The 6,132-nt window shown below is 71.3% G+C and carries 2 protein-coding genes; both read left to right on the top strand.

The genetic code is table 11. The annotated features are described in order from the left end of the window. Positions 1-1,662, top strand: a 1,662-nt coding sequence (locus tag A5705_RS09940) for an HAD-IC family P-type ATPase (RefSeq protein ID WP_156763082.1), incomplete at its 5' end; no start/stop codon positions are given. Between the two features lie 52 nt (positions 1,663-1,714). Then, complete coding sequence (locus A5705_RS09935; protein WP_082956393.1) at positions 1,715-6,121, top strand: cation-translocating P-type ATPase; 4,407 nt, start codon at positions 1,715-1,717, stop codon at positions 6,119-6,121. Positions 6,122-6,132: the final 11 nt, after the last annotated feature.

The raw sequence follows: 6,132 nt of genomic DNA, 5'->3' as shown, positions 1-6,132 counted from the left end.
CGCGACATCGACATCCTGATCACCGACAAGACCGGCACGCTGACGGAAGGCCGCATCCGCCTGGTCGGCACGATCGATCCGGCCGGTGCGCCGGCCGAGCCGGTCCGGCGGCTCGGGCTGCTGGCCACCGACGTCGACCCGGAATCCGGTGTGGTGAGCGCCAATCCGCTCGACGCCGCGCTGTGGGACTCCCCGCAGCCACAGCAACTGGTGGGCGGCGCGGTGCGCCGCGTCGCGCTGCTGCCGTTCGACCACGAGCGGCGCGCGACGTCGGTGTTGGTCGACGACGACGGCAACCGCCTCCTCGTCGTCAAGGGCGCCCCCGAACAGGTCCTGGACCGGTGCGACGGGACGCCGGCGGCCGCGGATGCGACCCTGGCGGACTTGTTCGCCGCCGGACGGCGGGTGGTCGCCGTCGCCACCCGCCCGGCCGCCGAGCTGACGGAGCTCACCGCCGACGACGAACACGACCTGACGCTGGCCGGCTTTCTGGTCTTCGCCGACGAACCCAAACCCGCGGCGCGCCAGTCGCTGGCACAGCTGGCCGAACTGGGCATCGAGCTCAAGATCGCCACCGGCGACAATCCGCGGGTCGCCGAAAAGGTCTGCAATGACCTGGGTTTGGCGTCCAAGGGCACTCTCACCGGCGCCGAGCTGGAACCCCTCGACGACGACGGGTTCGTCGACGCCGCGCAAAACCACACCATCTTCGCGCGCATCTCCCCCGAGCAGAAGGCGCGGCTGATCACCGCGCTGCGCCGCAACGGGCGATCGGTCGGCTTCCTCGGCGACGGCGTCAACGACGCGTTGGCCCTGCACGCCGCGGACGTGGGGATCTCCGTAGACAGCGCCACCGACGTCGCCAAGGACGCGGCCGACGTGGTGCTGCTGGAAAAGGACCTGGGCGTGCTGGCCACCGGCGTCGCCGAGGGCCGCCGGATCTTCGCCAACACGATCAAGTACGTGCTGATGGGCACGTCGAGCAACTTCGGCAACATGTTCAGCGCGGCCGCCGCCTCGGCGCTGCTGCCGTTCCTGCCGATGCTGCCCAGCCAGATCCTGCTGAACAACCTGCTCTACGATGCCTCGCAGTTGGCGATCCCCACCGACCGCGTCGATGAGGAGCAACGCGATGCGCCGGCGCACTGGAACGTCGCCTTCATCCGCAGGTTCATGCTGACGTTCGGGCCCATCAACTCGCTGTTCGACTTCCTGACCTTCGGATTCATGCTCGGCATCCTGCACGCCGGCGAGGTGGCGTTTCACACCGGGTGGTTCCTGGAAAACCTTCTCACCCAGACGTTTATCGTTTTCGCGATCCGCACCCGCAGGGTGCCGTTCCTGCGCAGCCGGCCCGGCACACTGCTGACGGTGACGCTGATGTCGGTGGACGTGGTCGGATTCGCCCTCACCGTGACGCCGTTGGGCCGCAAATTGGGATTCACCCCGCTGCCGTGGCAGTTCTATGCCGCGCTGGCCGTCTTCATCGTTGCGTACCTGGTGCTCGTCGAGGTGACCAAGAAGCTCTTCTACAGCGAGCCGATGCGCGTGTTCGGCCAGCCGTACCGCACCCGCGGCCACGGCCACGTGATCGAGCGACGCGCCGCCCGTTTCGTCCATTCCGGCGCGAAACCGCGTCAGGCGAAAATCAACGTCAGGTAATGGGAACACAGTGATCACGCGAGCATTGCGGCTTGCTGCGGCGGGCACCCGGATGGCGGTCACTGCTACCGCCGTCGTGACGGGCAGCGCTGCGGGCACCGCCCTGTTGGGCGGCGGCGTCGTCGCCGGCGTGGGCCGGTCGCTGGCCCGCGCCACGCCGGACGTTCCGGCGCTGACCCGCGCGGCCGCGGGCGCGGCGATCGAGGCGATGGGCGGCCCGCCGGCGCGGCGCACGAGCAGCAACGGCGCGCGGCGCTGGATCGAGGTGCGCGGTCTCGACGGCGGACACGCCCCGGTGATCGCCGCCGATGTCCTGGCGGCCGTCCGTGCGACGCCGGGTGTCAGCCAGGCGTTCCTGAATCACATCCTGGCGCGGCTGGTGGTCACCGTCGACGCCGGCGGACCTTCGGCGGCGGACCTGTGCCGCATCGTCGCCGACGCCGAAGCACGCGACCGAGCGCGCGCGCCGCGCGAGCATCCGACCAGCCTGCCCGGCGACGACGCGCTACTGATGGGCCGGATGGTGGCGGCCGCGGCGGCCACTGTGGGCCTTGGGCTTTCACTGACCGGCAGCCTGCTGCGGCTGCCCCGCCTCCCCGACCTGGTGGCCGTGCCGCCGACGGTGGCCGACCACCTGCCGCGGCTGCGGCGGGAGTTCGACCGGCGCCTGGGGCCGGAGGGCGCCGACCTGTTGTTCGGTGTCGTCAACGCCGCCACCGCGGCGCTGACCCTCTCACCCACGGCAGCGGCGGCGGAGGCCGCCACCCGCACGATGCTGGCGGCCGAGGCGTGGAACGGGCGGCTGATGTGGTTTCGGCACGAACCCGAGCTGGCCGGCCTGCCGGCGCCACACGATGCGGCGGCGAAGCCTGTCACCGGCACGCCCGCGCCGGACGGGCCCGCGGAACGCTATGCCAACCGCATCGGCCTGGCGGGCATCGGTGCCGCCGCCGCGGTGGGCCTGTTGTCACGCAATCCCGACACCGCCGGTGCCGCCGCGCTGGCCGCCGTCCCGAAGCCGTTGCGCACCGTGCGGGAGGCCTTCGGCGCCACGATGAGTCGCGGCCTGAGCGTCGGTCACGACGCGCTGGTGCTGCACCCCCGCGTCTTGCGGACGCTCGACCGGATCGATGCGATCATGATCGATCCGCGCGCGCTGTACACCGATGATTTGATGGTCAGCCGCGTTCTTGGAGTGGATAATTCGGCACGCGCCCAGGCCTGGGAAGCGGTGCGGGCCGCACTCGACAGCGACGGCCTGGGGCCGGGCTGGCACCGGTTGGCCGAGATCCCCGGAGCCGGCGGCGCCGGTGAGGCACTGGTCAGCCCGGTTCGCGATCCGTTAGCGGCGGCGGTGCTCACCGAGGCGCGGCGGTCGCGGCCACGGGTCTACTCCCTCGATGACGACGGATTGCGTTCTCTGGCACAAGGTTTCGACCAACTCTATCCCGCAGATGGCTCCATCGACCACGCGGTAGCGGCGGCGGTCGCGGAACTGAAGGCCGGCGGCGCCACCGTGGCGCTGTTGACCACGTCGGGGATGCGGGCCTCGCACCGGTCCGACGTCACCATCGGCCTGCTCCGGGACGGGCATTCGCCGCCCTGGGCCGCCGACGTGATCGCCAAAGACCTGGCCGGCGCCTGGCGGGTGTTGCACGCGCTGCCCGCCGCGCGCGCCGCGACCGAGAACGCCGTCCGGTTGTCGGCATCGGCGTCGACGATCGGTGCACTGATGCTGATTCCCGGTGTGCCCGGGCGCAGCTCGGCGTCGGTCAATGTCGGCATGGTCGCCAGCCTGTGGTTCGGATACCGTTCAGCCGCAAAGGTTCTCGGGGATCCGCTGCCCGAACCCGAAACCAGCCACGAGTGGCACGCGTTGCCGGTTGCCGAGGTGCAGCGGTTGTTGCCCCGCCCTTCCGACGAACACCACGAGGAGACAGCCGCCCGGTGGCAGCGGCTGCCGCCGGTTCGCGTGCTGCACGACACGAGCGTGGCGTCGTGGGGACTCGTCCGCGATTTCGCCGACGAGATGCGCGGCGATCTGGCGGACCCCATCACCCCGCTGCTGGCCACCGGCGCGGTGGCCAGCGCGTTGCTGGGATCGGCGCTGGATGCGGTCCTGGTGGGCAGCGTCCTGCTGGTCAACGCCGCGTTGTCGGCCGAACAGCAGCTGCACGCCGAACGCACGCTGAATCGCCTGCTGGCCGTGCAGGATCCGCCCGCCCGTCGGCGCGTGGGCCCCCTGGATGCACACCGCCGCGAGAAGGTGCCGACCAAGCGGCTGCGGCCCGGCGACATCATCGAGGTCCACGCCGACGAGGTCGTCCCCGCGGACGCCCGATTGCTGCACGCCTTGAATGTGGAGGTCGACGAGTCGACGCTGACCGGTGAATCGCTGCCGGTGGCCAAGCAGACCGAACCCACGCCGGGCGCCCCGCTGGCCGAACGGACCTGCATGCTCTACGCCGGCACCACGGTGGTTGCGGGCACGGCGGTGGCCGTGGTCACCGCCGTCGGCTCGCGATCGGAGATGCGCCGCGCGCTGGCGATGGCGCCGAGGAAACTCCAGGAGATCGGCCTGCAGCGGCAGCTGCGGCACATCACCCGTCGGGCCTTGCCGTTCAGCGTGGCCAGCGGAAGCCTGGTGGGACTGCTCAGCGTGTCGCGCGGCACCCCGTTGCGCGAAGCGGTGTCGAGTGCGGTCACGCTGATCGTCGCGGCCATCCCGGAGGGCCTGCCGCTCGTGGCGACGCTGGCTCAGCTGGCCGCCGCGCGCCGGCTCACCGAGCAATCGGTGCTGATCCGTAATCCCCATTCGATCGAGGCGTTGGCCCGGCTGAACGTCGTGTGCTTCGACAAGACCGGAACGCTGAGCGAAAATCGGCTGAAGGTCAAGACCGTTCATCCGATGGCGGGATTCACCCCCGGCGAGGTCCTGGATGCGGCGCTGAGCACCAGCTATGCCAGGCACACCCACCGCGTCGACCACGCCACCGACGACGCGATCCACCGGGCCGCGGGCGATCCGGAAATTCGCGGGGACGGCTCGCGCCCGCAGCGGCTGACCCGCGACGCGTTCCTGCCGTTCCAGTCCGGTCGCCCGTTCGCGGCCGCGCTCGTGGGCACCCGGCTGACCATCAAGGGATCCCCCGAGGCGCTCTCGTCGGCGTTGCGGCACGACGACGAACCGCTGGCGGAACAGATCGACGAGATGGCGGCCAACGGGCTCAGGGTGCTGGCGGTCGCCGAACGCCAACTCGGTCCGGCCGAGGCCGCGGCCGCGGCAGCGGATCCCGGCTATCTCGAGAGCCTGTGCACCTCGGGGCTCACCCCGATGGGTCTGCTCGGCTTGGCCGATACCCCCCGGCCCGCGGCGCGGGCGCTGCTCAAGGAACTCGCCGAGCGGGACATCGGCGTACGGCTGATCACCGGCGACCACCCGGCGACCGCGGCCGTGATCGCCCGGGAGTTGGGTATCGAAGTCACCGCCGAGCAGGTGATCACCGGCAGCGATTGGGAGGCGCTGTCCGCCGACCAGCGGGCCGCGGCGGTGGGGTCGCGGCTGGTCTTCGCGCGCATGACGCCGGAACACAAGATCGACGTGGTCCAAACGCTGGAGCGAGCCGGCCTGGTGACGGCCATGGTGGGCGACGGCGTCAACGATGCCGCCGCGATCCGGGCCGCCACCGTGGGCATCGGGGTGGCGGCCCGTGGCAGCGATGCTGCCCGCACCGCGGCCGACGTGGTGCTGCTCGACGAGCGGATCGAGGCGCTGCTCGACGCCCTCGACGAGGGCCACCAGCTGTGGCGACGAGTGCAGTCGGCGGTGTCGATGCTGCTGGGCGGCAACCTCGGCGAGGTGTGCTTCGCGCTGATCACCACCGTCCTGACGGGGCACTCGGTGCTCAACACCCGCCAGATGCTGCTGATCAACATGCTCACCGACGCGCTGCCCGCCGCCGCGCTGGCCGTGAGCCCGCAGACCAGCACCGCCGCGGTCGACCGCGACGAGGCGGCGATGTGGCGCGCGATCGGGATTCGTGGTGCGGCCACCACGGTCGGCGCCACGCTGGGCTGGTCGATGGCCAGCGTGACCGGTACCCCGCGCCGCGCGGCGACGGTCGCGCTGATCGCATTGGTCGGCGCGCAACTCTCCCAGACTCTTGTCGACTCGCGCGCCCCGCTGGTCGTGGTTACGACGGTCGGCTCCCTTGGCGCGCTCGCGGTGGTCGTGAGCACCCCGGGGCTGAGCCAGGTGTTCGGCTGCACGCCCGTGGGCCCGCTCGCCTGGAGCCAGGGCTTGCTGGCCGCCGGGGTGGCGAGTTCGGCGTCGGCAGTTGCTCCCGACCTGCTCCTCCGCGTGTCGGAGATCGCGCAGCGACGGATCGACGACTGGACGCTCAAGTCGCGGGAAGGCCGGGATGGCCGTACGGTTGCTACCGAGTCAGCGTCCAAGTGAGTGTTAGGTGG

Source organism: Mycobacterium sp. E787, assembly GCF_001668725.1.
Classification (GTDB): domain Bacteria; phylum Actinomycetota; class Actinomycetes; order Mycobacteriales; family Mycobacteriaceae; genus Mycobacterium.
Note: the sequence above shows the minus strand (reverse complement) of the source record. Positions and strands in the feature narration are given on the sequence as shown.

Excerpts from the sequence above, each read along its gene's own strand:
- A5705_RS09935 (WP_082956393.1), top strand. The coding sequence starts at position 1,715 with ATGGCGGTCACTGCTACCGCCGTCGTGACGGGCAGCGCTGCGGGCACC.